Origin of the sequence: Candidatus Allofournierella excrementavium (assembly GCF_048526665.1) — a bacterium.
GTDB lineage: Bacteria > Bacillota > Clostridia > Oscillospirales > Ruminococcaceae > Allofournierella_A > Allofournierella_A excrementavium.
The window spans coordinates 64,158-87,436 of sequence record NZ_DBGFPE010000007.1 but is presented as its reverse complement, the minus strand read 5'-3'; the positions used below and the strand labels follow the sequence as shown (position 1 = coordinate 87,436).

17 protein-coding genes, 1 tRNA gene and 1 other RNA gene are annotated in these 23,279 nt (G+C 64.9%); 15 read left to right on the top strand and 4 right to left on the bottom strand.

Features of this window, described 5'->3' with window-relative positions:
- The first annotated feature begins 8 nt into the window (after positions 1-8).
- From ACMI1Q_RS02740 to nrdJ, 11 genes are all read left to right on the top strand, one after another.
- Positions 9-1,415, top strand: a complete 1,407-nt coding sequence (locus tag ACMI1Q_RS02740; RefSeq protein WP_419502727.1) for an aminopeptidase — start codon at positions 9-11, stop codon at positions 1,413-1,415.
- Between the two features lie 97 nt (positions 1,416-1,512).
- Positions 1,513-1,588, top strand: a tRNA-Ala gene (locus tag ACMI1Q_RS02735).
- 204 nt (positions 1,589-1,792) lie between these two features.
- Positions 1,793-4,087, top strand: coding sequence for a putative bifunctional diguanylate cyclase/phosphodiesterase (locus ACMI1Q_RS02730; RefSeq protein WP_419502726.1), 2,295 nt, complete (start codon positions 1,793-1,795; stop codon positions 4,085-4,087).
- Between the two features lie 134 nt (positions 4,088-4,221).
- Positions 4,222-4,570: a transfer-messenger RNA gene (gene ssrA / locus ACMI1Q_RS02725) on the top strand.
- 137 nt (positions 4,571-4,707) lie between these two features.
- The gene (locus tag ACMI1Q_RS02720) at positions 4,708-5,091 is read left to right on the top strand and encodes a Fur family transcriptional regulator (protein ID WP_394979647.1); all 384 of its coding nucleotides are present in this window, start codon (positions 4,708-4,710) and stop codon (positions 5,089-5,091) included.
- Positions 5,088-7,181 (top strand): rubrerythrin, encoded by a 2,094-nt coding sequence (rbr, locus tag ACMI1Q_RS02715; RefSeq protein WP_419502725.1) that lies wholly within the window; start codon positions 5,088-5,090, stop codon positions 7,179-7,181. The genes ACMI1Q_RS02720 and rbr overlap by 4 nt, the downstream gene beginning before the upstream one ends.
- Positions 7,182-7,367: 186 nt before the next feature.
- A complete protein-coding gene (locus ACMI1Q_RS02710) occupies positions 7,368-7,793 on the top strand; it encodes a hypothetical protein (protein WP_394979651.1) in 426 nt (141 codons plus the stop codon).
- Positions 7,748-8,887, top strand: a complete 1,140-nt coding sequence (locus ACMI1Q_RS02705; RefSeq protein WP_419502724.1) for a serine/threonine-protein kinase — start codon at positions 7,748-7,750, stop codon at positions 8,885-8,887. The genes ACMI1Q_RS02710 and ACMI1Q_RS02705 overlap by 46 nt, the downstream gene beginning before the upstream one ends.
- Before the next feature lie 99 nt (positions 8,888-8,986).
- A complete protein-coding gene (locus tag ACMI1Q_RS02700) occupies positions 8,987-9,862 on the top strand; it encodes a hypothetical protein (RefSeq protein ID WP_419502723.1) in 876 nt (291 codons plus the stop codon).
- 20 nt (positions 9,863-9,882) lie between these two features.
- Positions 9,883-10,230, top strand: coding sequence for a hypothetical protein (locus tag ACMI1Q_RS02695; RefSeq protein WP_330056809.1), 348 nt, complete (start codon positions 9,883-9,885; stop codon positions 10,228-10,230).
- 245 nt (positions 10,231-10,475) lie between these two features.
- On the top strand, positions 10,476-12,821 hold the full coding sequence (nrdJ, locus tag ACMI1Q_RS02690) for a ribonucleoside-triphosphate reductase, adenosylcobalamin-dependent (protein ID WP_417026223.1): 2,346 nt from the start codon (positions 10,476-10,478) through the stop codon (positions 12,819-12,821).
- A gap of 59 nt (positions 12,822-12,880) precedes the next feature.
- On the opposite strand, the gene ACMI1Q_RS02685 is transcribed toward nrdJ, so the two are convergent.
- Both ACMI1Q_RS02685 and ACMI1Q_RS02680 read right to left on the bottom strand, forming a co-directional pair.
- Positions 12,881-14,164 carry a sensor histidine kinase gene (locus ACMI1Q_RS02685; RefSeq protein WP_419502722.1) on the bottom strand — a complete coding sequence of 428 codons (1,284 nt, stop codon included), beginning with the start codon at positions 14,162-14,164 and terminating at the stop codon, positions 12,881-12,883.
- A complete protein-coding gene (locus ACMI1Q_RS02680; RefSeq protein ID WP_419502721.1) occupies positions 14,158-14,823 on the bottom strand; it encodes a response regulator transcription factor in 666 nt (221 codons plus the stop codon). The genes ACMI1Q_RS02685 and ACMI1Q_RS02680 overlap by 7 nt, the downstream gene beginning before the upstream one ends.
- 157 nt (positions 14,824-14,980) lie before the next feature.
- Here ACMI1Q_RS02680 and ACMI1Q_RS02675 point away from each other — a divergent pair, with 157 nt between their 5' ends.
- On the top strand, positions 14,981-17,083 hold the full coding sequence (locus ACMI1Q_RS02675) for a hypothetical protein (protein WP_419502720.1): 2,103 nt from the start codon (positions 14,981-14,983) through the stop codon (positions 17,081-17,083).
- A gap of 53 nt (positions 17,084-17,136) precedes the next feature.
- Here ACMI1Q_RS02675 and ACMI1Q_RS02670 read toward each other — a convergent pair whose 3' ends face one another.
- Both ACMI1Q_RS02670 and ACMI1Q_RS02665 read right to left on the bottom strand, forming a co-directional pair.
- Positions 17,137-18,396, bottom strand: coding sequence for a sensor histidine kinase (locus ACMI1Q_RS02670; protein ID WP_419502719.1), 1,260 nt, complete (start codon positions 18,394-18,396; stop codon positions 17,137-17,139).
- The gene (locus ACMI1Q_RS02665; RefSeq protein ID WP_394979664.1) at positions 18,393-19,079 is read right to left on the bottom strand and encodes a response regulator transcription factor; all 687 of its coding nucleotides are present in this window, start codon (positions 19,077-19,079) and stop codon (positions 18,393-18,395) included. The genes ACMI1Q_RS02670 and ACMI1Q_RS02665 overlap by 4 nt, the downstream gene beginning before the upstream one ends.
- Positions 19,080-19,229: 150 nt before the next feature.
- On the opposite strand from ACMI1Q_RS02665, the gene ACMI1Q_RS02660 reads away from it, so the two are divergent.
- From ACMI1Q_RS02660 to ACMI1Q_RS02650, 3 genes are read left to right on the top strand one after another with little or no spacing between them, the layout of a single operon-like run.
- Entirely contained in the window at positions 19,230-21,545 is a 2,316-nt protein-coding gene (locus tag ACMI1Q_RS02660; protein WP_419502718.1) for an extracellular solute-binding protein, read from the top strand.
- Positions 21,511-22,419, top strand: a complete 909-nt coding sequence (locus tag ACMI1Q_RS02655; protein WP_419502717.1) for a carbohydrate ABC transporter permease — start codon at positions 21,511-21,513, stop codon at positions 22,417-22,419. The genes ACMI1Q_RS02660 and ACMI1Q_RS02655 overlap by 35 nt, the downstream gene beginning before the upstream one ends.
- Positions 22,413-23,267, top strand: a complete 855-nt coding sequence (locus ACMI1Q_RS02650; RefSeq protein ID WP_417026669.1) for a carbohydrate ABC transporter permease — start codon at positions 22,413-22,415, stop codon at positions 23,265-23,267. Before ACMI1Q_RS02655 ends, ACMI1Q_RS02650 begins: the two co-directional genes overlap by 7 nt.
- Positions 23,268-23,279 lie beyond the last annotated feature (12 nt).

Here is a 23,279-nt window from a genome sequence, read left to right as displayed (position 1 = left end):
GATCAGTTATGAGCAAAGAAATGACCGAAGGCCAGAAGCTGGCCGAACAGCTGCTGTACACCCGGCCCCACGCGGCCGAGGCCAGCGAGGAGCTGAACAAGGCGGCGGACGAATTCTGCGAGGGCTACAAGGCCTTCCTGGACAACGGCAAGACCGAGCGGGACGTGACCACCTACACCGTGAAGCTGCTGGAGGAGAACGGCTACGTTCCCTTCGTGCCCGGCACCAATTACGCCCCCGGCGCAAAAGTGTATCTGAACAACCGGGGCAAGAGCGTCATCGCCGCCACCATGGGCCAGAAGCCCCTGAGCGAGGGCGTACATATGAACATCGCCCATACCGACGCTCCCCGTCTGGACATCAAACCCAACCCCCTGTATGAGAACAGCGAGCTGGCCCTGCTCAAGACCCACTACTACGGCGGCATCCGCAAGTATCAGTGGGTGGCCATGCCTCTGGCGCTGCACGGCGTCATCTACAAGGCGGACGGCACCCAGGTGAACGTCTGCATCGGTGAGAACGAGGGCGACCCCGTCTTCTGCATCACCGACCTGCTGCCCCACCTGAGCGCCGACCAGAACGAGCGCAAGCTGAACGAGGGCGTGAAGGGCGAAGAGCTGAACATCGTGGTGGGCAGCCTGCCCTATGCCGACAAAGAGGTCAAGAACCGGGTCAAGCTGCTGGCGCTGAAGCTGCTGAACGACAAGTACGGCATCACCGAGCGGGACTTCATCACTGCCGAGCTGGAGGCCGTGCCCGCCTTCAAGGCGAAGGACGTGGGCCTTGACCGGGGCCTCATCGGCGCCTACGGCCACGACGACCGTGTGGACGCTTACCCCGCCCTCATCGCCGAGATGGAGACCAAGCTCCCTGTTTACACCACCGTCTGCGTGCTCACTGACAAGGAGGAAATCGGCTCCGAGGGCGTCACCGGCCTGAACAGCATGTATGTGTTCCACTTTGTGCAGCAGCTGTGCAAAGCCCAGGGCGCGGACGACATCCTCTGCTTCCAGAACTCCAAGTGCCTGTCCGCGGACGTGACCGCCGCCTTCGACCCCACCTTCCCCTCCGCCTTTGAGGCACAGAACAGCACCTTCGCGGGCAAGGGCGTGGCCATCGCCAAGTACACCGGCTCCCGCGGCAAGGGCGGCGCCAACGACGCCTCCGCCGAGCTGGTGAGCTACTTCACCCGCATCTTCGACGCCGCCGGCGCCGTGTGGCAGATCGGCGAGCTGGGCAAGGTGGACCAGGGCGGCGGCGGCACCGTCGCCAAGTACGTGGCCTCCCACAACATCGACACCATGGACGTGGGCGTGCCCGTGCTGAGCATGCACTCGCCCTTCGAGCTGGTGGCCAAGATCGACGTCTACATGGCCTACAAGGCTTTCAAGGCCTTCAACGACAGCGCCGAGTAAGCCGCAAAAAAATCTTCTGATTTTCTCGAAAAAGAGGGTTGACATTCCCTGCAGGGTTTGCTATAATAGCAAAGCAGTCGCGAGACGGCAAGCCCGTGGGGGTGTAGCTCACTTGGGAGAGCGCTTGAATGGCATTCAAGAGGTAAGGGGTTCGATCCCCCTCATCTCCACCACAAAGCACCAATCGAAAGATTGGTGCTTTTTCTTTTATTTCTGCGGTTTTCGGCGGACCATTGACTTGCCGGTGCGCCCCCGGCCCGGCCGTCGAGCTGGTGTTCGGCGACTGTTTGGCGGGTGCCGTGTTTGCAGCCGGCTGCCGGGTGTGCTATGATAAAACCAGAAGCGCCGTCTTGGCACTGGGAAAGGGGCCGTGCAAAATGGAAGAAAAACGTCTGCAAGAACGGCTTCGCCGCGCAGTGGTGCTCATCGTGGCCGCAGGACTGCTGCTGCTTGCCGCCGGGGAAGGGGTGGCGGCGTTTTTGGCCCGTTCCATGGTCGAGGTCACCAAAGACCAGATGCGCGCAGAGACCGATGAATACAAAAACCGGCTGGAAAAGCAGATGAGTTCGGACTATCAGATCCTGACCACCATGTCCGGCTTTCTCGAGTTCAGCAATGTGGACGAGGCCGAAAACTTTGACGAGATCCTGAACGAGGCAAACCTGCGGAACGATTTCGTGTCCATGGCCTATTTCCCGCTGAACGGGTCTGGCGTTGTGGCCGTTTTGGGTCAGCCGGTGCGCAGCGACGTGGAACTGGCGGAGATGCAGCCGGAGGTGCAGGAAGTCGTGGCCCAGGCCTGGCAGGGAGAGATGGCGCTGTCCGACCTGGTCCAAAGCGAACTGACGCAGGAGAAAATTTTCATTTACGCCATCCCGGTGAGCCGGAACGGCGATACAGTGGGCGCATTGATCGCCAGCGATCAGGTGGAGATATTCTCGGACATCCTGAGCGGCGACACCGTGCTTTCCGGCAACGGCCACATCCATCTGCTCAACTCCAAGGGCGAACTGCTGATCCATTCCCAGAATTCCGTTGTGGAAGAATCGGTGGCTTCCATCTATGAAGAACCCTATTTCAGCGGTCAGAAAGCGGAAGAAATTCGGACAGCCCTGGCCGCCGGGGAAAGCGTCTATTCCTCCTTCCGCTGCGAGGGCCGCAGCTATCAGGCGCTGTTGGAGCCGGTGGGCATCAAGGATTGGTATATGCTCTGTGTCAGCCGGGTGCAGGAAGCAAGCGGGCTTTATCGGATCGTGACGGTCATTGCGGTCACCTTTGCGGCGCTGCTGCTGTTGATGATCATACTGCTTGTGTACGGCTATCGCCTGACCCGCCGAAACGACCGGGAGCTTCGCGATCTGGCTTTCCACGACGCCCTCACCGGCGGCGACAATCTGCGCGGCTTCACTTTGAAGCTGCAAGAGGCCCTGAGCCAGCGGCAGGATGTGAATTTGGCGGCGCTGGACGTCCGTCAGTTCAAGTTCATCAACGAGATCTTTGGCCGCGAGCGGGCCGACAAGCTTCTCCGCCACATCCATCAGCAGCTGCAGGCACGGCTGGAGGAGGGGGAATTCTGCTGCCGTGACAACGCCGACCTGTTCTATGCCGTGTTGCTGAACACCGACCCGGAGCAGGCTGCCGCCCGGCTGCGGAGCATCATGGACGAGGCTTGTGCCGCCGCCCTGCAGGACGCGAACAGTGACTACCATGTCCTGCTTTATGCCGGAATGGTGGCGGCGCCGCAGTGCGCCGCGTCCGGGAAGGTGGACGATGTGCTCACCCATGCGATGTTCGCGCTGGAGCGGGCCAAGGGCGCCAGCTGCAACTCGGTGTGGACCTACGACACAGAACTGCATAAAAAAGAAGAAGTGGCGAACTTTGTGGAAAGCCACATGCACCAGGCGCTGCAAAACGGGGAGTTCCGCATGTACCTGCAGCCAAAGATAGATTTGACCAGCGGCAGGCTGGGCGGCGCCGAGGCGCTGGTGCGCTGGACCACCGGGACCGGCCGGATGCTTTATCCCGACCAGTTCATTCCGCTGTTTGAACAGAACGGATTCAGCGTTTCGCTGGACCTGTATATGGTGGAGTGCGCCTGCAAGCAGCTGCGCGCCTGGCTGGATCAGGGCATCCAGCCGCCGCCCTTGTCGGTGAATCAGTCAAAATTGCTGTTTTTCGAGGCGGATTATATCCAGAACCTGGAACGGCTGATCGAACGTTATCAGATCCCCGCCTCCTGGATCACGCTGGAGATCCTGGAGGGCCTGGCGCTGGAAAACGCCGGGGAGCTGAACGCCCGCATCAGCCAGCTGCAAGCCATCGGATTCCGCATCTCCATGGACGATTTCGGCAGCGGATACTCGTCGCTGAACACCCTGAACAGCCTGCAGATCGACGAGCTCAAGCTGGACCGGGGCTTCCTCATGGAGGCGGCGGACAAAAACGATCCCCGCTCCAGAATCATCATGGAGCAGGTGGTGCGGATGGCCAAACAGCTGGGGATCTCGGTGGTGGTGGAAGGCGTGGAGACCCGGGAGAACGAGGCCCTCATCCAATCGCTGGGCTGCGATTTCGGCCAGGGATACTACTACAGTCGCCCCATCACGGTGGAAGAATTCACCGCCCGCTATTGGGGCGAGCCAAAGGAAGCCCCGCACGGCCCGGCCCTGTGACAGCCCGCGCCCGGGCCGCTGCGAGAATGCGGCGCCCGGGTCTTCGGAAGCCGGGGCAGGTGAAGGTTTGGTGACATCTTCGCCGTGCCTCTTGCATAACGGCGGGAAAAAGGGTATTATAATAGTTACCACATGGGCCCGTAAAGGTTTCGACGGGGAGTGTGAAGTGCGAGCAGCGGGTAGTGGATGGGGGCCACACTATAAACGCCTCCAAAAAAATAGCTAACAACAACAAATTAGCTGTCGCTGCCTAATTAAGGCAGCTGTCCTGCCCACTCAAGCGTCGTGTGGGGCCAGGGCATCATTTAGACGCTGAACGTGAGCCGCCTCAAGCTTTGCGGGCGGCCATGACCTCATGAAGCTACCAATGCGGCGGCCTGTTTGCCGGCCTGCCGCTGCGGGAATGTTGTAGACAAACTGCACCCGGAGATACTCTCGCGGATCGCTTTTCGGACACGGGTTCGATTCCCGTCGGGTCCACCACAAAAAAGAGCTCAGCCGTTCGGCTGGGCTCTTTCTCGTTCTGCTCAAAAGTTCAGCCGCCCGGCTGGGCTTTTTTGTTTTCCCCCCTTGACTTCTTCGCGAAAATCCATATAATGAAATTAGAATAATTCTAAAAAATGGTGCTGATAACTGTGACGAAGTATGCGAAGAAGATTTTGGAGATCGTGGAGCAGTCCCGCAGCCACATGACGGCGGAGCAGATCTTTATGGAGCTGCGCCGCACCTATCCCACGGTGGTGCTGGCCACTGTATACAACAATCTGAACCGTCTGTGGCAGGATGACCTCATCCGCAAGGTGTCGGTGGAAGGCACGCCCGACCGTTACGACCGCATCCAGCGGCACGACCATCTGGTGTGCAAGGAGTGCGGCAAGCTGCTGGACGTGGACCTGGGCGATTTGACCGCCCAGCTGGAACAGAAGGCGGGCACCGCCATCCTCTCCTATGATTTGAAGCTGGTATATCTGTGCGACGAGTGCAGAAAAAAGAAAGGAATGTGAGGAAACTGAAACATCTTCCCTTATCCGTCCGGGTGGCCATCGAGCCGGACAACCCCAGCATCCTCCGCTGGGAGGACAAGTGCATCCGCTGCGGCATGTGCAAAACGGCCTGCACCGACCTGATGGGGGTGCACGGCACCTACACCCTGGAGCAGACAGGGGACAGGGCCGTCTGCATCTACTGCGGCCAGTGCGCCAATGTCTGCCCGGTGGACAGCATCACCGAGCGGGATGAGAGCCCGGCGGTGCGGCAGGCAGTGGCCGACCCGGAAAAGGTCGTGGTGGTCAGCACCTCGCCCGCCGTGCGCGCGGCGCTGGGCGAGGAGTTCGGCATGGAGCCCGGCGCTTTTGTGGAGGGCAAAATGGTGGCCCTTCTCCGCGCGCTGGGCGTGGACTATGTGCTGGACACCAACTTCGCCGCGGACCTGACCATCGTGGAGGAGGCCAGCGAGCTCATCCGCCGCCTGACGGAGAAGGACCGGCCGCTGCCCCAGTTCACCAGCTGCTGCCCCGGCTGGGTGCACTTCGCGGAGATGTACGCCCCGGAATTGCTGCCCCATCTCTCCACCGCCAAAAGCCCCATCGGCATGCAGGGCCCCACGGTCAAGACCTACTTTGCAAAAAAGATGGGTCTGGACCCGGAGAAGATCGTCCATGTGGCCCTGACGCCCTGCACCGCCAAGAAGTTCGAGATACGCAGGGAGGAGATGCACGCCGCCGCCGACTACCACGGCGTGGAAGGCATGCGGGACACCGACCAGGTCATCACCACCCGGGAACTGGCCCGCTGGGCCAAGGCCGAAGGGGTGGACTGGAACGCCCTGCAGGACTCTGCCTACGACTCCCTGATGGGCAAAGCCTCGGGCGCGGGCGTCATCTTCGGCAACACCGGCGGCGTGATGGAGGCCGCCCTGCGCACCGCCTATGAGTACGTCACCGGTGAGACCGCGCCCCAGGCGCTGCTTCGGCTGGAGCCGGTGCGGGGCTACGAAGGGGTGCGGGAGGCCCAGGTGCAGGTGGGGGAACTGACCCTGCGGGTGGCCGTGGTCTACGGCACCGCCAACGCCCGGCGCTTTTTGGAGCGCATGAAGGCGGAGGGCAGGGAATACCACTTCGTGGAAGTCATGGCCTGCCCGGGCGGCTGCATCGGCGGCGGCGGGCAGCCCAAGGACCTGATGAAGGACGCTGACGAGACCCGCAAGAGCCGCATCGCCGCCCTTTACCGGCGGGACGAGGCCATGACCCTGCGCACCAGCCACGAGAACCCCGAGATAAAAGAAGTTTACGCCGCATTTTACGGCCAGCCCCTGAGCGAGATGGCGGAAAAAATGCTTCACACCAGCTACCGGGACCAGAGCGGCCTTCTGCACAAGCAGGCCGGCCCCGACAACGACAAAACAACAAAAGGAGAAGTGAAAACAATGAGCAAATGGAAATGCAAAGTGTGCGGTTACATCTATGAGGGCGACACCCTGCCCGAGGGCTTCACCTGCCCGCTGTGCAAGCAGCCCGCCTCTTCCTTCGAGAAGATCGAGGAGGCCCCCGCCAAGGGCGCGAACAAGTACGCCGGCACCCAGACCGAGAAGAACCTGCAGGCCGCCTTTGCCGGCGAGTCGCAGGCCCGCAACAAGTACACCTACTTCTCCTCTGTGGCCCAGAACGAGGGCTTTGAGCAGATCGCGGCCCTGTTCCAGCTGACCGCCCAGAACGAGATGGCCCACGCCAAGCTCTGGTTCGAGGAGCTGAACGGCCTGGGCGACACGGCGCAGAACCTGCTCCACGCCGCTGAGGGCGAGAACTACGAGTGGACCGACATGTACGACGGCTTTGCCAAGACCGCCGAGGAGGAAGGCTTCCCCGAGCTGGCCGCCAAGTTCCGTCTGGTGGCCGCCATCGAGAAGCGTCACGAGGAGCGCTACCGTGCCCTGCTGCACAACGTGGAGACCGCTCAGGTCTTTGAAAAGAGCGAGGTCAAGGTGTGGGAGTGCCGCAACTGCGGCCACATCGTGGTGGGCACCGCCGCCCCGGAAGTCTGCCCCACCTGCAACTACTCCAAGAGCTTCTTTGAGATCCACAGCGACAACTTCTGATGCCCTGAAACAGAAAAGACATCCCAGACTGAGAAGGCCGGCCCGCGCAGTGCCGGCCTTTTTGCGCGGAAAAATGCGCCAAATTGCATCCGCAGGGGTTCCGTGCTATGATAAAGCCAGTGAAAAGGCCCGGAAAGCGAAAGAACGTCCGGGCCCAAGCAAAGCCACCACGGAACGGGGGATACCATGCTTCGCACCGACGATTTGACGGCCATCCTGAAAGACAAGCACGCGGATATTGACCAATACTTTGAGCGGTATGAAGGGGAGCTTCTGGAGGCGGACCTGGGGAAATACCTGTGCGCCCTGCTGGAAAAGCACGGCCTGCAAAAAAAGGACCTGATTTTTGCCTCCGGCCGGGAGCGCAGCTACTGCTATCAGCTGCTGAACGGCACGCGGCGCAACCCCTCGCGGGACATGCTGCTGGCCATTGCGCTGGGGCTTCACTTCACCTGCGACGAGACCCAGACCATGCTGCGCATCGCGGGGCTCTCGCCGCTGTATCCCCGCATCCGGCGGGACGCGGTCATCCTGCAGCAGCTGGCGGCGGGGAAAAGCCTCTATGAATGCAACGACCGCCTTGCCGCCTGCGGCGAGGTGATGATCGGGTGAGCGGCATGGAGCAGGAGGATTTTGTCTTTCTGGAAGCGCTGAACCAGCGGGGAACGGTCTTTCTGGCGCGCCAGCGGTCCAGCGGGCGCATCCTGGTGGCGCGGCAGGTGCCCGGCGGCCAGACGGAGATATTTGAGACGCTGCGGGCGATGAGCCCCAAGCATGTGCCCACGGTCCGGGCCATCGAAGCCCGGCAGGACGGCACGGCCTTTGTCTATGAGGACTACATCCAGGGCGTGACCCTGCGCCAGCGGATGGAAGAAGGCCCGCCGCTGACCAGGGAGGACGCGGTGTGGCTCGGCCGGCAGCTGTGCCAGGCGCTGGCCCCTCTGCACAGAGAGAACATCGTCCACCGGGACATCAAGCCGGAGAACATCGTGCTCGGCGCCGATTCGCAGGTGTACCTCATCGACTTCGGCATCGCCCGCTTTGAAAAGGCGGGCCGCAGCGCGGACACCACCCTGCTGGGCACCCACGGATATGCCGCGCCGGAGCAGTTCGGCTTTTGCCAGAGCGACGCCCGCGCGGACATCTACTCCCTCGGGGTGGTGCTGAATCAGGTGGTGACCGGCGCGTTCCCCAATGCGGCGCGGGCCGACGGCCTGCTGGGGGAGGTCATTGCCAGGTGCACGAATCTCGACCCGCAGCAGCGCTATTCCAACGTGCGGGAGCTGGACGCCGCGCTGGCGGCATTGCCGTGCAGGCGGGCCGCGCCGCCGCGGCCCGCCGCCCGGACAGGCTACCCCTACCCGCTGTGCCTTGTGCCGGGCTTTCGGTCCGGGTCCGGCCAGAAGGCGCTGGCAGCGGTGGCGGCGGCATTCTGGTTCTTTGTGTTTGCGGCGGCGGGATATTCCACCGCCGCGGGCGACCCGGTGGAATGTCTGATCGTGACAGGGGTGCTGGCGATCCCGGTGGGGAGCTATGTGCTGGTGTTTGACCTCTTCGGCATACAGCGGCACATCCCCATTTTGAACAAGGCGCAGGGCAGGGGAATGCGCATCGCCGCCACGGCGGCGGCCGTCCTGCTCTGGGCCGCCGCGGCTTTTTTGATCACGGTGCTCGCGTCGGCGGCCCTCAAAGCGGTCCTTCAATGATTTTTTGCCCAGTCTGCTGGCAGCCCACCAAATGCATCCAAACCCGGTATATACTGTGAGAAGCATACCGCGATTTGGTCGCAGGAGGAGGCTTTTTAAATGAAAAAGGCAGTATCTTTTTTTCTGGCATTGCTGCTGGCTCTCGGCTGTGCGGGCTGTTCCGGCGCGCAGACCTCGGAGCCGGCAGAGACGCCGTCCGGGCCGGCGTCTCTGCCGCAGTCGGAGGCACAGACCGCCCCGCAGGCAGTCACTTTGCCCCAAACCGTTCTCTACGATGAGGCGGGGATAAAAATCACCGCCACGGGGCTCAGCGAGGGCTCTCTGTTCGGCCCGCAAATTGACCTGGTCATCGAAAACAACTCGGACGCGGGGGTGGTCGTCCAGTCCGGCGTGTGCACCGTGAACGGATGGGTGATCGAAAGCACCCTTTCCCAGGAAGTGCTGCCGGGCAAAAAGGCCGAGACGGGCCTGACTCTGTTGCAGACGGACCTGGACAACGCCCGGGTGGAGACCATCGCCCAGATCGAGTGCGAACTGCGGCTGATCGACCCCGACAACTTCCAGACGCTGGCACAAAGCGGCCCCATCGTCCTTTCCACCGACGCCGCCCTGCCGGACCCGTATCAGCCGGAGGGCACGGAACTGTATGCCGACGAGGGAGTCCGCATCGTGGCGCTGGAACAGGCCGACTCGCTGATGGGCAAAAGCGTGCGGCTCTGCATCGAGAACAACAGCGAACAGCGGCGCGTGTTCACCGCCTCCGATGTTTCGGTGGACGGCTACATGACGGACGGCAGCCTTTACGTCGAGATCCCCGCCGGGCGCAGGGCGATGTGCGATCTTCTTCTGCTGGACAGCGAAGAAAACAGCGATCGGCTGGAGCAGATGTCCTCCCTTGAATTCACTCTGAACAGCACCGACCCGGACGATTTCACCGACCGCACAGCGCTGGGGCCGTTCACGCTGACGTTCTGAAGAAAGGGAGGAAAGAAACAATGAAAACCGGAAAACTGGTCATCGGCATCCTGAGCATTGTGCTCTTTCTGCTGGTCAGCCTGCAGTCCTGCGCCGCCGGCCTGGCAAACACCCTCGCGGAGAACGGCGAAGTGAGCGGCAGCGCGGGTTTTGTGCTGGCGCTGGGGCTGCTTGTGGCGGGCATCGTCAACATCTGCACCCGCAAAGGGGGCAAAGGCGGCTATGTGGCCGCGGGATTCCACATCCTGCCCGCGCTGTTTGCCCTGCCGAGCGCAGGCAGCTACTCCGATCTGTACATCTGGGCCGCGCTCAGCATCGCCTTCGGCGTGTTCACCATCATCGCGACCAAAAAAACGAACCGCCTGTGATATTTCAGCAGCAGTGGGCTCCCGGCCTTGGCCGGGAGCCCTTTTTTTGCAGCGCCGGGCCGGAGGAAAAAAGTCCGCCCTATGGGACGCATCCTCTGCTATACTGGGCACAGAAGGGCAAAGGTGAGCTCCGCACCCGCAAACGCCGGCCTCTTTGCGGAAAAAGAAACAATATATTGACTTTTTGCCTCGCAAGAACTACTATATATGGTGTATCCTGCAAACAACGTTGGGAGGGACCAAAAATGAATGTACGCAAGCGCAGCGGCAAAGTCGTGCCCTTTGACGCTGAATTCATACGCCGCGCCGTCACGCTGGCGGCGGCCGCCGCCGGGGAGCATGAGCCCCAGCGGGTGGACGACGTCACCGCCGCGGTGGAAGAGAGGCTGGCCGCCGCAGGCCAGGACATCGTGGACATCGAGCGCATCCAGGACGCGGTGGAGGAGACCCTGTTTGAAAAGCAGCTCTACCGCACCGCCAAGACCTACATCCTCTACCGGGTGCAGAAGGAGAAAGAGCGCACCAGCGGCGAGTGGAAAGAGGGCATCCTGACCCGCGAATTCCTCAGCCCCTACAAGCACGCGCCCAACCCCATGGAGCAGCTGGGCGCCTTCGTCTACACCCGCACCTACTCCCGCTATCTGCCCCAGCAGGGCCGCCGGGAGTTCTGGTGGGAGACGGTGCGCCGCGCGGTGGAATACAACGCCTCGCTGGCCCCCACGCCCCGGGAAGAGGCGGAAAAACTCTACGATAACATCTACAATCTGCGGCAGTTCTTGTCCGGCCGCACCCTGTGGGTGGGCGGCACGCCGGTGGCGGAAAAGTACCCCATGGCCAACTACAACTGCGCCTTCACCGTCATCAACGACTTCGTGGCCTACCACGACCTGTTCTATCTGCTGATGGTGGGCAGCGGCGTGGGTGTGCGGGTGCTCAAATCCGACGCGGACCAGCTGCCGCCGGTGCGCACCGATTTGAAAATTCTGCACAAGTCCTACGACCCGGTGCCCGCGGGCGAGCGGCTGGAATACACCAACCTCACCTTCCAGCGGGACACCGCGACCCTTGCCATCGGCGACTCCAAGGAGGGCTGGGCCCAGGCGCTGACCCGCTACTTCGAGCTCATCACCAACCGGGAGTATGAGGGCGTGACCACCCTGGTGGTGAATTACGACTCCATCCGCCCGAAGGGCGAGCGACTCAAGACCTTCGGCGGCACCGCCAGCGGCTCCGGCTCCATGATGACCATGCTGGACAAAATCCACAAGGTGGTCACCGCCGCCGGCGCCCGGGACGGCGCTGTGCGCACCCAGCTGCGCCCCATCGACCTTTTGGACATCGCCAACATCATCGGTGAGAACGTGGTCTCCGGCGGCGTGCGCCGCACCTCGGAAATTGGCCTGGTGGACGCGGACGACGAGACCTGCATCCAGGCCAAGTCCAACCTCTACCGCCAGGTGAACGGCCACTGGGAGATCGACAAGTCCATCGCTCACCGCCAGATGAGCAACAACTCCATCTTCTACCGCGAAAAGCCCACCCGCGAAAAGCTGCACTGGCACATCCAGCAGATGCGCTATTCCGGCGAGCCGGGCTGGATCAACGAGGAGGCGGGTCTCAAGCGCCGCCCCAACTTCTGCGGCTGCAACCCCTGCGGCGAGATTTTGCTGGATTCCAACGGCCTGTGCAACCTGACCACCGTGAACGTGATGGCCTTTGTGGGCGAGGACGGCACCCTGGACAAGGCCGGCCTGCTGGAGGCCCAGCGCCTGTCCGCCCGGGCGGGCTATCGCATGACCTGCCGCGAGCTGGAGATGTACCGCTGGGACCGGGTGCAGAAGCGCGACCGGCTGCTGGGCTGCTCCCTCACCGGCTGGCAGGACATGGTCAACGCCACCGGCATGGACCGTGCCCGGCAGGCCGAACTGCTGGATGCCCTGCGGGCTGAGGCCCGCAAAGCCGCGGACGAGATGGCGGCCCAGCTGGGCGGCAACCGTCCGCTGCTGGTGACCACCCTGAAGCCGGAGGGCACCCTGTCCCTGCTGCCCACCGTGTCCAGCGGCGTGCACTACTCTCATTCGCCTTACTACATCCGCCGCGTGCGCATCACCGCCACCGACCCCCTGTGCCGCGTCTGCGAGGAACTGGGCTACCCGGTGCTGCCGGAGGTGGGCCAGGACCCGGAGGACCCCACCACCAAGGTGCTGGAGTTCCCGGTGAAGGCCCCCGCCGGGCGGGTGAAGGGCGACGTGACCGCCATCGAGCAGCTGGAAAACTACAAGATGTTCATGGAACACTATGTGGACCACAACTGCTCCATCACCGTGCATGTGCGGGACAACGAGTGGGACGACGTGGAGCAGTGGGTCTGGGACCACTGGGACGATGTGGTGGCCCTTTCCTTCCTGAGCTACGACGACAGCTTCTACGATCTGCTGCCCTATGAGGCGATCGACAAAGAGGAGTACGAGCGCCGCAAGGCGGAGATGCGTCCCTTCAACCCGGCGCTGCTCTGCCGCTATGAGCACGAGGAGACCGAGCTGGACATCGGCGCTTCCGACTGCGTGAACGGCGTGTGCCCCATCCGCTGATTTGACTGCAAAAAACCGCCTGCCCCGCGAAAGGGGCAGGCGGTTTTTGTATGAGAAATTCAGCGCCCGGCGGGCAGTTCCAGGCAGAAGGCGGCCCCGCCGCCGGGAGCGTCCTCCACCCAGAGGCGGCCGCCGTGCAGCGCCGCCAGTTCGGCGGCCACCGCAAGGCCCAGCCCGTGGTGGCGGGGGTCCTCGCCGGCGGCCTGGCCGCGGTAAAAACGTTCGAAAATGCGCTTTTTGTCGCAGTCCGCCACGCCGGGGCCGCGGTCCGCCACCCAAAAGCGCACCCGCCCGCCCCGTTCGGCAAGGCCCAGTTCTATCTCGGTGCCCTCCGGGGCAAAGCGCAGGGCATTGTCCACCAGAATGGCCAGCAGCTGCCGCAGGCGGTAGGCGTCCGCCTCCACCGGGGGCAGGGCCTTTTCGGGCAGGCGCACGGCCAGCCGCCGCTCCCGCTTCTTCGCCAGCGGTTCCATGCCCTCGGCAAAGTCCAGCAGAAAGGTGTCGGGCGCGAGGCTCTCCCGGCGCAGCCGGGCGCGGGCGCTGGCCCCGGCGCTGAGCAGCAGCAGCTCGTCCACCAGCGCACCCATCCGCTTCGCCTCGCCGTCGATGACCGCAAGGTACCGCTGCGCCTGGTCCGGCTGGCGGGCGGCGGCCCCGGCATTGGCCCGTATCACCGCCAGCGGGGTGCGCAGTTCGTGGCCGGCGGCGCTCAAAAACTGCTGCTGCTGGTCCATGGCCCGGGCCACCGGGCGCACCGCCCGGCCCGCGATGAACCAGCCTGCCAACCCAAGGCCGGCCCACCCGGCGGCGGCCACCAGCGCGAACAGGGCGGCCATCCGCAGGGCGTGGGCCCGCTCGGGGCCAAGGTCCTGCACCGCCACAAGGCTCGTCCACCGGCTGCCGGCGCCGCCGTCCAGCCGCACTTCGCCCCGCCAGCTGCCGCCCTGGGCCGAAAAGGTGAAGCTGGCGCTCTGGCTGCCCGCCAGGGGCGGCGCGTCGGCCAGAAGACCCTGCTGTTCTTCGGCGGCCCGCTTTGCCGCCTCCAGCAGGGCCCGCTCCTCTTCGCCCAGGCGCAGGCTGTGGAGCAGGGGAGCCCCGTTCTCGGTCAGCAGCACCTTCATGCCGTTCTGGGCCTCCAGCCGCGCCAGCCAGTCGCCGTCCAGCTGGTCGTAGCGGTCCCACTGGTATTGCAGCTGGGTCACCGCAGTCTCAAAGGCGGAGCGGCGGCTGTCCGAGTACTGGCGGCAGGTCACGCCGAAGGCGAACAGCAGCGCCCCGGTGAGCACCGCGCCGGTGAGCGCTGCCGCCAGCAGGGTGATGCGCGCCCGCAGCCGCCTCAGCATGGGTCTGCCTCCAGCCGGTAGCCCGCGCCCCGCCGGGTGACCAGCTCCATCCGGCTGCCCACCAGCCGCAGGCGGCGGCGCACCAGATGGATGTAGTTGTCGATGTTGCCGCTCTCCACGTCGCTGTCCGGCCCCCACACGTTCAGCAGGATGCGCTCCCGGGGCAGGGTGACGCCGGGGTTGCGGAGAAAAAGCTCCAGCAGGGCGCATTCCCGCTGGGAGAGGGTGTGGGCCCCCGCAGGCCCGGTGAGCAGACGGTCCTGCACCCGCAGCTCCACATCGCCCCGGCGCAGGGCGGTGCCGCCCTCCCACTCGGCGGGGCGGCGGCCCAGCGCCCGCACACGGGCCAGCAGTTCCTCGGCGGCAAAGGGCTTGGCCAGATAATCGTCCGCTCCCGCGTCCAGGCCCGCCACCCGGTCGCCCACCGCGTCCAGGGCGGTGAGCATCAGCACCGGTGTGCGCACGCCCGCCCCGCGGGCCTGCCGCAGCACATCCAACCCGTCCATCCCCGGCAGCATCCGGTCCAGCAGCGCCAGATCGCAGCCACCGGAACAAAGAGCATCCAGCCCGTCGGGGCCGTTGGCGCAGCATTCCACGGTGTAGCCGCAGGCGGCGAGGGTGTCCCGCAGCGCCTCCCGCAGATCTTTTTCATCTTCCACCAGTAAAATTCTCACAACGCCACCCGGCCTTTCCTCGAGAGTGATACAATTATACTACCACGCTTTGCCTCTAAACAATCTCTAAAAAAACTTAGAGGCAGCTTAGAGAGTTCCCTGCTACAATGACGGCAAACAAGCACCCAAAGGAGGAACTGGCATGAAAAAACTTTGCAGGATCGTTTCCGGGGCCCTTGCCGCCCTGTTTGCCGCCGCATTGCTGGCAGGCTGCTCGGAAGAGGGAGCCTCCGGCTCGTCCGATGCGCCCTCCGCTGCGCCCACTGGCGGCTATGTGGAGGAGGACGTCAGCCCCGACCACAACTACAACGTGGGCCTTTTTGTGGTGGACGGCGTTCTGAACGCCTTCACGGTGGAAAACCCCGCCACGCCCCTCTCCCGGCAGACGGCCCACTGGTACGCCCTGGGCCAGGACGGCCAGTGGAAGGAGCAGACGGGCAGCGGCTTTGAACAGCTGGCCGCCCAGGTGGGGGATGGCGTCGCTTATCCCACCGCCTACCTCACGCAAGGAGGCAAGCTCTACTGGTCGGTGACCGTCATCACCGAGGACGCTGAAAAAACCAGCGAGACCAGTTACTTTTCGGTGGAAAACGGCACGGCTCAAAAGCTGGACGCGCTGCCTGCCGGCGAGGCGGGCCTGGCCTTTGATCCGAGCATCGCGTCGGTGGCCGCCTGCGGCGATACTCTGATCACGACCAGCACCTCCATGGAGCTGGCCGCCTGCGATCTGACCGGCGCGCCGGTGCAGATGGAGCTGCCCGAACTGGAGATGGGCAGCCGCCTGCTCTGCGGCAGCGCCAACGGCTATTATCTGATGGACGACCAGAACAAGGTCTGGCACTACACCCTGGGCGGCACCACCGCCGAGCTGGCGCTGGACGGCGGCCGCTTCTCCATCTCCGACCCCGGCCTGTTCGTGCAGTCGGCGGTGGTGGGGCCGGAGGAGACCCTCTACTTCCAGATGAGCGACGGCAACATGGCCAGCGGCAACAGCCGGCTGCTGCGCTACCGCTGGGACTCTGAACTGGCCGCTTCCGCCGGGGGCGAATTGACCATCTTCAGCCTTTACCGTTCCGACACGGTGGAAGCGGCGGTGAACGCCTGGCAGAAGGCCACCGGCGGCACCGCCACTTACAGCTGGGCCCTTGAGGAGGGCTCGGAGGACGGCCTTTTCACCGTGACCGGCAGCCGGGAGGACGCGCTGACCCAGCTGAACACCCAGCTGCTGGCGGGCGCGGGGCCGGACGTGCTCATCCTGGACGATATGCCGGTGGACAGCTTCATCGAAAAGGCCCTGCTGATGGACCTTTCCGGCAAGGTGGACACCAGCGGCATGCTGCAAAATCTGGCCGGTGTGTGGCAGACGGAACAGGGCCTCTTCGCCCTGCCCGCCCGGGCGTTCCCGCTGCTGGCGGGGGCGGACGGAGCCACTTTGGCCACCATCAAGGACGCCGAGACGCTGGCGGGGCTGCTGGCCGCCGAACCCAACATCGTTGACGACGGGCGCAACGAGGCCATGCCGCTGCTGGCCTACTATAACACCGTGCAGCTGTTCGACACCTTCTACCCCCTCTACGCGGGGGACATCTGGCAGGGCGGGCAGCTGAACGAGGACGCCTGCCGCCGGTTCTATGAACTGCTGGGCCAGATTCGGGCAGGCGGCGGCGCGGGCCTTTCCAACACCGCCCCCTTCGACCGGCCCGACGGCACCTACTACCACCCCCAGAACAGCACCCAGGGCAACTTTGCCAACTGCATCTGCCGGGCCTTCTGCTCGCCGGTCTATTCCCTGAACGGCCTGGGCGGCGATTTCTACTATGCCTCCCGCGTCAGCGGCACAAGCACCGGCGAGGTGAAGGCTCTGGCCACCGCCTCCGGCGCCACCAGCATCCAGCCCGTATGCGCGGCGGGGGTGAACGTCAGCGCCCAGAACCCCGAGGGCGCGGTGCAGTTCATCCAAACCCTCCTGAACGAGGAGGTGCAGAGCCAGACCACCTACGACGGCGTGCCGGTGCTGAAGAGCGCCGTGCTCAGCCAGTGGGAGGAGGGCTTTGCCCAGTACGACGCCTCCTCCGGCACCGACATTGTGGCCGTGCTGGAAGGCATGGACCCGAACGTTCCCTCCACCGTGCTGCGCAGCGCGGTGGGCGCGGGCGCGCAGCAGTACTTTGACGGAGCCGGCCTGGACGAGGCGGTGGAGACCGCCCGGCAGGAGTCGGCCCTCTGGCTGGCGGAACAGGGTTGACGCGGAAAAAGGCCCCGCCGGCGAAAAACCGGCGGGGCCTGCAGCGATAACATTCAGCGCCCGGCGGGCAGCTGCAAAAAGAACACCGCGCCGCCGCCCGGCGCGTCCTCCACCCAGAGACGGCCACCGTGGAGAGCGGCGATCTGCCGCGCGATGGAAAGGCCCAGGCCAAAGTGCTCCTTGCCGGTGCGGCATTCCTCGCCCCGGGCAAAGCGGCGGAAGATGCGCTGGCGGTCCTTTTCCGGCACGCCGGGGCCGTGGTCCCGCACCGAGAAGATAACCCCCGCGCCTTTGCGCCCAGCCGCAAGCTCGATGGCCGTGCCCGGCGGCGTGTATTCCATGGCGTTGTGCAAAAGGATGGTGAAAAGCTGCTCCATCCGGGCCTTGTCCGCCCGGATGGGGGAGAAGGGCTCGTCCGACAGTTCCAGCGTCAGCTCGTGGCCGCTCTGGCGCAGGGGCGCGCGCCATGCCTCCCACACCTCCAGAAGAAAGGTGTCCGGTTCCAGCTCTTCGGGGCAAAGGCGCAGGATGTGGGCGTCCTGCCCGGCCAAAAACAGCAGTTCCTCGGTGAGGCGCTGCAAGCGCGCCACCTCCGCGCTCGCGATGCCCAGCAGTTTGTCCCGGCGGTCCGGCTCCGAGGCGGCGGCCTGCAAACTGCTCTTGATGACGGTGAGCGGGGCGCGAAGCTCATGGCTTGCGGCGGCGACGAACTCATTCTGCTGGCGCAGGGCGGCGGCGGTGGGCCGCAGGGCGATGTGGGCCAGCAGCGCGCCCGCCGCGGCCAGCAGCGCCGTGCCGCCCGCCCACAAAAGGGCGTATTTGACCGCCACCCCCGCCAGCTGGGCGTGCAGAGGCGCGGTGCTTCGCAGCGCCAGCAGCAGCCGGGGGCCGTGGCGCAGATTGGCTGGGGCAAGCGCCAGGGCGGCGCAGCGCCAGACCTCGCCGTCCGCGGCTTCAAAGCCGAACACGGCGCTCTGGCCCGCGCCCAATGCGGCGCAGCGGTCCAGCGCTTCGCAGGTGAGCAGTGCCGCCGAGCCGTTCTTTTCGGTGTGTTCCAGCGGCACGCCGTTGTCTTCCAGATAGTAAAGGCACTCATATGCCTGCTCCTGCTCGGCCAGCCAGCTGTCCGCCAGCGTGGTGGCCCCTGCAAGACGGTCCGCCACCGCGGCGGCAGCGTCCAGAAGACTCTCGTCGCCGGCCTGGCGCAGGTCGCGGGCTTCCAAAAGAGCGCCCGCCACAAGGGCCGCGGCCAGCACCAGCGCCGACAGCAGGGCATACAGCCCCGTCAGCCGCAGACGGAGGGAACGCATCATGGCGCGTCACCTCCCGCTTCCAGGCAGTAGCCCATGCCACGCACGGTGCGGATGACCGCTCGGCTGCCCACAGTGCGCAGGCGGCGGCGCACAAAGTGGATGTAGCTGTCCAGGTTGCCCTCCTCCACAAAGTCCTCCGCGCCCCACACGGCGCAGAACAGCACCTCGCGGTTCACCAGCTGGCCCGCCCGGCGCAGAAGGGCTTCCAGCAGGGCGTTCTCGTTTTTGGAAAGACGGGCCGTGCCCGCGGGCCCGGTCAGGGTCAGCGCCGCCGCGTCCAGACTCACGTCGCCAAAGCGCAGAAGGGCGCTTTCCAGCGTGTGGGCCGGGCGGCGGCCCAGCGCCTGCAGCCGGGCGATGAGCTCCCGGTTGTCGAAGGGCTTCACCAGATAGTCGTCCGCCCCGGCACCCAGGCCTTCCACCCGGTCCTCCACACGGCCCAGCGCCGTGAGCATCAGCACCGGCACGGTGCAGCCCTTCCCCCGGGCGGCGCGCACCAGCTCCAGCCCCGAAAGGGCGGGCAGCATCCGGTCCACCACCGCCGCGTCATAGGGGTTTTGCAAAAGCAGCGCAAGGCCGCTGGCCCCGTCGGCGGCACTGTCGCATCCGAAGCCCGCCTTTTCCAGCACGGGAACCAGCACCGCGCGCAGGGCTTCGTCGTCCTCGATCAGCAAAATGCGCATCCTCGCCCCTCCTTTGTTCGTTCTTTTATTATACACCCCTTTCCTTGAAGAAGTCTTGAAAGGGGCGCATTTGCCTTCAAGGTTTTTTCAAGCCGGCGCCGCTATACTGGAGCCATACCCCGCATTCGGGTGGAAAGGAAGAAGGACAACATGAAAAAACACACCATTGCAAAACGCGCCGCGGCTTTTGCGCTGGCGGCGGTGATGGCCGCCGGGCTCTTCGGCTGCGGTGAAGAGACGGCCTCCGGCTCCGGCTCGGCCGCCTCCGGGGGCGGCAGTTCCGCCTCGGGCACCGGCCGCTGGCGGCAGGAGGAGGTCACCCCCGGCGAAAACGCCCGCAGCTACGAAAAGCCGGTGCTTTTGGAGGACGGTTCCCTTCTGCTGCTGGAAAAAGGGGGTGACAACACCGCCACCCTCTGGACCAGCACCGACAACGGCGCCACCTGGCAGGAACAGCCCACCGACTGGGCACAGCAGACTGGGGCCGATTACTTCGGCGTGACCCGCCTGATGCCGGACGGCGGCTGCTTTATCACCGCCGTGACTGAGACCGACGGCGGCTACGACCAGACCTGGTGGGTGCAGGACGCGGGCAGCAGCGCCCTGCGGCGGCTCGAACTGCCCGAAAGCATCCTGGACGTCTCCGACCTGCAGCCGCTGGGCGGCGGCGAGGCTTTGCTGCTGGGGCGCATCCTGGTCCCCGCCGCCGAGGACGCGCCCTCGGCGCTGGTGGATGAAAACGGCATGATGAGCGCGATGAGCGCCTGGAAGCTGGACCTTGCCACCGGCGAGTGCACCGAGATGACCGAACTGCTGGGCAGCCTTGGGGGCAGCTTTATCTCCGGCATGGCGGCGGACCCCACCGAGCCCGGCGCGTTTTACAGCCTCTCTTATCAGGAGAGCGGCGTGCAGCTGATGCGCACCGGCACAGACGGCGCCATGACCACCGTGTTTGAAAACCTGCCCGACGCCTCTGCCGCGGCCTTTTCCGCCTGCGCCGACAGCGACGGCAACTATTACTATGCATCCCAGAAGGGCATCTACCGGCTGGCCAAGGGGGGCGACCTGGCGGAACTGGTGGTGGACGGCGCGGGCACCGTGCTCTCGGCGGGCTCTGCCAGCCTGATGGGCCTTGCCCGCTGTGCCGACGGCGGCTTTCTGGCGGTGACCCTGGAGAGCACCACCGACGACCAAAACAACACCGCTTACGGCGGCCATGTCTACCGTATCTTCTGGGATGAGACCGCCCCCGCCCGCGGCAGCGGCGACGCGCTGGTGGTGTGGAGCCTGGAAAACAGCGACACCGTCCGGGCGGCCATCAACGAGTACGAGGCGCAGTATCCCGAGCGCACGGTGGACTATCAGATCGCCCTGGAGAGCGGCGGCAGCACCGCAGACGCCATCACCGCGCTGAACACCGCCCTGCTGGCGGGCTCCGGGCCGGACGTGGTCATCCTGGACGGGCTGGACTGGCAGGTCTATCAGGAACAGGGCCTTCTGGAGGACCTCTCCGCCTGGGTGGACACCCAAAGCCTTGTGAGCAACGTCGCCGCCCCCTTCGTCGGGCAGGACGGCTCCGTTTACGCGCTGCCCGCCCGCTTTGCCGTGCCGGTGCTGGTGGGCACCGAGCAGGACCTGGCGGCGGCCTCCAGCCTGGAAAGCCTTTCCGGCTGGCTGCTGGAAAAGGCCGCCCGCCCCGCCTGGGACTGTCAGAGCAATGACTACTACGAGCCGCTGGACGAACCCTACGGCCTTGGCTTCATCAGCATTCAGCAGCTGTTGGACTTCGCGCTGGAGACCAGCGCCCCGGCCCTGACCGAGAACGGGGTGAACGGCGAGGCGGTGGCCCAGGTGCTGGACTTCGTGCAGCAGGTGGGCGACTATTACGGCATGGACAGCTACAAGGACTTTATGACCAACGCGGTGGTGGCGGGGGAGGCCGGCGGCGAGGCCGTGGCCTACGGCGACGGCGGCTATGAGTGCTTCTTCACCCACAACGCCGCCATGGCGTGGGACACCATGACCACCCCGGCCTATGTGGCGGCGGCCCGCAGTGAGGGCGACGACTACACGGTGGCGCTGCGCCCCGGCCTGTGCGAAGGGGCCTTTTTGCCCAAGGCGATGGCGGGCGTTTCCGCCACCAGCGCCAACAAGGACGAGGCGGGCCAGTTCGTGGCGGTGCTCTTCGGGGACGCGGTGCAGTCCACCTGGCAGCAGGACGGCATGCCGGTGCGTGCGGATGCGCTGGAAAGCAGCATCAACGCCTGCTGCAAAAAAGACGAAACGAAACAGAACGTTCGTCAGATCGTGGACGCGCTGAAGACCCCGGTCACCATGCCGGACGAGACGGTCAGCGACGCCCTTTTGAAGAACGCCACGGCCCTCATCGAGGGCAAGACCACACTGGACCAGGCCCAGGCGGGGGTGGAGGATGCGCTCAAGCTTTATCTCGCGGAACAACAATGAATCTTACCGGCCCGGCCTGCGGCAGGAGCGGCGGGCCGCGGCGCTGCTGCTGGGGCCCAGCCTCGCGGGCACCGCGGTGTTCTATCTGCTGCCCTTTCTTGAGGTGGTGCGCCGCAGTTTCACCGACGCCCTGGGCCGGCGGTTCGTGGGCCTTTCCAACTACAAAACGGTGCTGGCCAACAGCGCCTTTCGCACCGCGGCGTCCAATTCTGCCCGCTTTCTGTGCGTGTGCATCCCGGCGCTGCTGGCGCTGAGCCTTGTGATGGCGCTGCTCACCCGGGCGGCGGGGCGGCAGGGCAGGGTGTTCTCCGCCAGCTTTCTGCTGCCGCTGGCGGTGCCGGTGGCCAGCATCGTGCTGCTGTGGAAGGTGCTTTTTGCCCAAAACGGCCTTGCCAACACCCTGCTGGCGGCCCTGGGGGCCCAGCCGGTGGACTTCATGGGCACCGGCGCGGCCTTCTGGGTGCTCATCACCACCTATCTGTGGAAGAACAGCGGCTACGACATGGTCCTCTGGGCCGCGGGGCTGGACCGCATCCCCAAAAGCCAGTATGAGGCGGCCGCGGTGGACGGGGCGAACGCGTGGCAGACCTTTTGGGCCATCACCTGGCCGGGCCTTGGGCCCACCCTGGGCCTCACCGCCCTGCTGAGCCTCATCAACAGCTTCAAGGTGTTCCGGGAGGCCTATCTCGTGGCGGGCAGCTACCCCCACGAAAGCATGTATCTTTTGCAGCATCTGTTCAACAACTGGTTCCTCAGCCTGGAACTGGGGCGCATCACCGCTGCGGCGGTGATCGTGGTGGGCGTGATGCTGGCCGGGGCGGGGGCGCTGTGGGCGCTGCGCCGCCGGCTGCAAAGGAAGGAAAAACGATGCTGAAACGATTCTTTTGCCTGGCCGCCCTCACACTGCTGGCGCTGTTCACCTGGTGGGTGCTGTGGTTCATGGTCATGGGTGCGCTCACCGGCGAAGGGGAGCTGCTGGCCACCATCGGTCCGGCGCTGCAAAGCGAAGAAGAGCAGGGGGCCGTCTGGTGCCTTCTGCCCAGCTGGCCCACCCTGCAGCCGCTGGTGCAGCTTCTGCTGGACACGCCCGTCTTTTTCGCCATGTTCTGGAACGCCTGCAAGCTGGTGTTCCCCCAGGTGGCGGGCCAGATGGCGGTGGCGGCCCCGGCGGCCTGGGCCTTCAGCAAGTTGCGCTTTCCCGGGCGGCGGGCGCTCTATGCCGTCTACCTCGTGCTGATGGTGCTGCCCTTCCAGATCACCATGGTGCCCAACTACCTGGTGCTGGACAAGCTGGGCCTGATGGACACCCCCTTCGCGGTGATTTTGCCGGGGGTGTTTTCCGCCTTCCCGGTGTTCATCATCAAAAAGGGGTTCGACGCGGTGCCCCAAAGCCTGCTGGAGGCCGCCGCGCTGGACGGCGCGGGCCCGCTGCGCTGCTTTTTCTCGGTGGGGCTGCCGCTGGGCCTGCCCGCTATCCTGAGCGCGGCCACCCTGGGCTTCATCGAAGCGTGGAATGCCATCGAGCAGCCGATGATGTTTTTGCAGGATAAATCCAACTGGCCCCTGAGCCTCTATCTTTCCAACATCACGGTGGAGGACCTGGGCCTTGCCATGGTGGCCAGCCTGATGATGCTGGCCCCGCCGCTGCTGCTGTTCATGGTGGGGCGCAAATATCTGGAGGGAGGCATCGGCCTCTCCGCTCAAACCAACGATGGAATGTGATGGGATGAACTG